Source organism: Thiolapillus sp., from assembly GCF_048562965.1.
Taxonomy (GTDB): Bacteria; Pseudomonadota; Gammaproteobacteria; order Chromatiales; family Chromatiaceae; genus Thiolapillus; species Thiolapillus brandeum_A.
Genome location: NZ_JBHNMF010000636.1, coordinates 1 through 1,764 on the forward strand (window position 1 = coordinate 1; position 1,764 = coordinate 1,764).

Below are 1,764 nucleotides of genomic sequence, written 5' to 3' on the forward strand. Positions count from 1 at the left end.
TTTATTTAACATGAGCTTTTCTCGAAGTGGGAGTAGTCCCAAGTGCTGTAGCTTAGCATCGGTTGTTAACGATAAATCGGGCATCATCAACTTTGCAGCTCTTCTATGAAGAGAATTAAGTCTGTGGAATAGAATATCGCTACAACCGTCCCAGACAGTAGATGCATAGGTTAGGTGAGGCGAAATGTGAGCATGATAAAATAGCTTTTGCTTGGAAGTGTCTACGAAGTGTTTGAGCTGTGACAACAGGTACAGGCTTTTTGATATTGTTTTGCATGTGCTAGTAATGTGGGGTCGCCAACTAAATTCATCGTCGATGATAATGCCAAGGTGTCGGTGCTCATGAACTTGCTCTATGTGATTGTCTTTGAGATTAAGATTAAGGATAAGCGGGCGAAGCTGATGTTTTTGTCTGGTGGCAAGTAGCATACTTTTTGTTTTTGCGGGATGTAAAATCATAGCATTCTTGTCGCACCAGTCAGATACTTCATTTATGCTTTTCTGTAATTCACTTTGGACGGTAGCAGTATTTTTATCGGACGCATTTAGTGACGTGTCGTCCGCAAACATTTCACAGTTCACTGAATCGCTGGTAATATGCAAGGGCAGGTCATTGATAAAGATACAGAAGAGAAGAGGGCCAAGAATAGAACCTTGGGGGATTCCGTATCGAATAATGCCCTCAGTAGAGTATTCACCGTTTATGTAAACAATTTGTGGTCTCAGTTCTAAATAAGATTTAAAAAACGCGACTGATGGAGAGTTAGCTGTGTATAAGGATAGCTTCTTGATTAAAATATTGTGATTGACAAGGTCAAAAGCTTTTTTCAGGTCCAAAAAGACAGCACCAACAACCTCGGAGTTGTTGATTGCTGTAAGCCAGTTATCAAACAGTTTGGTTAATGCTGTGTGACACGAGTGCTTGGGACGAAAGCCTGATTGTGATTGGCTTAACAGATCACGTTCATTTAAAAACTTAAGTAAGTGCTTGTGTACATGTCTTTCAATCGGTTTTGAAAGTAACGGGAGTATGGATATGGGGCGAAAGTTGTTTGGTTCGCTTAAATCTTTGACCTTTGGAAGAGGAATTACCTTTGCTTTCTTGAGAACGGTTGGAAAAACATTTTTTTGAATAGATAAATTATAAATATACGTCAGAGGCTCGACTATATATGGGAGTGCTAATTTTAGGAGACATGGACTGATGTTATCCCGGCCCGTTGACTTATTATTCGCCATCGTAGAAATACATTTACCAACATCGAGGACAGTCATAGGAGGTATAGAAAAGTTGTCATCAGGTTTAAGTTTCTTACCACATAAGTTGCTCAGTAAAGTGGAACAGACAAAGTTATCTGTAGCACACCCACTGGACTGAGCTAGAGTTTCAGCTAATGTTAAAAAATGTGTGTTAAATGAGTTAGGGGAAATGGGAGGAGTGGTATTGTTCGTTTTCCTGTTAGATTTGTTTGTTATTTCATTGATGGCTTTCCATATCGTGGAAGTGCTTTTGTCTGTTTCGACAAGTTTATCAAAGTATGCCTTCTTAGCAGAGCGCACTAGACTTTTTACTCTGTTTCTCTGCTTTTTAAAATCATCAAACTTTTTTTCCTTCTTGAGGCGGTCACGAATTGCCATCGCTACAATCACATCTTTAGTAAGCCATGGGGGGAGTTTCGGGTGTTTTACCCTCTTCTTTCTTAGTGGGGCATGCTTATCAATGATAGGCATGAAAATGTCATACCATGCTAACATAGCATCATC

Annotated in this window: 1 protein-coding gene; it reads right to left on the reverse strand. The window is 39.7% G+C overall.

Annotated elements, in window-relative coordinates:
• Nucleotides 1-1,731 (reverse strand): RNA-directed DNA polymerase (locus tag ACOCD2_RS18625; RefSeq protein WP_419625884.1); only part of this gene is annotated, 1,731 nt, incomplete at its 3' end.
• Between the last annotated feature and the right edge of the window lie 33 nt (nt 1,732-1,764).